The sequence below is a fragment of the Mycobacterium sp. SM3041 genome, from assembly GCF_039668335.1.
Lineage (GTDB): Bacteria > Actinomycetota > Actinomycetes > Mycobacteriales > Mycobacteriaceae > Mycobacterium.
On record NZ_JAYXBQ010000012.1, the window covers coordinates 1 to 572 of the forward strand.

1 rRNA gene is annotated in these 572 nt (G+C 52.4%); it reads left to right on the forward strand.

The annotated features are described in order from the left end of the window. Positions 1 to 572: ribosomal RNA gene (locus tag VXD91_RS04885) — 23S ribosomal RNA — on the forward strand; the annotation flags it as partial.

A 572-nucleotide genomic window follows, 5' to 3' on the forward strand; every position in this document is an offset into this window, starting at 1 on the left:
AGCGACTGTTTACTAAAAACACAGGTCCGTGCGAAGTCGCAAGACGATGTATACGGACTGACGCCTGCCCGGTGCTGGAAGGTTAAGAGGACCTGTTAACTCCTTCGGGGGTGAAGCGGAGAATTTAAGCCCCAGTAAACGGCGGTGGTAACTATAACCATCCTAAGGTAGCGAAATTCCTTGTCGGGTAAGTTCCGACCTGCACGAATGGCGTAACGACTTCTCAACTGTCTCAACCATAGACTCGGCGAAATTGCACTACGAGTAAAGATGCTCGTTACGCGCGGCAGGACGAAAAGACCCCGGGACCTTCACTACAACTTGGTATTGGAGTTCGGTACGGTTTGTGTAGGATAGGTGGGAGACTGTGAAGCGCACACGCCAGTGTGTGTGGAGTCGTTGTTGAAATACCACTCTGATCGTATTGGGCTTCTAACCTCGGACCGTCTATCCGGTCCAGGGACAGTGCCTGGTGGGTAGTTTAACTGGGGCGGTTGCCTCCTAAAATGTAACGGAGGCGCCCAAAGGTTCCCTCAACCTGGACGGCAATCAGGTGTTGAGTGTAAGTGCAC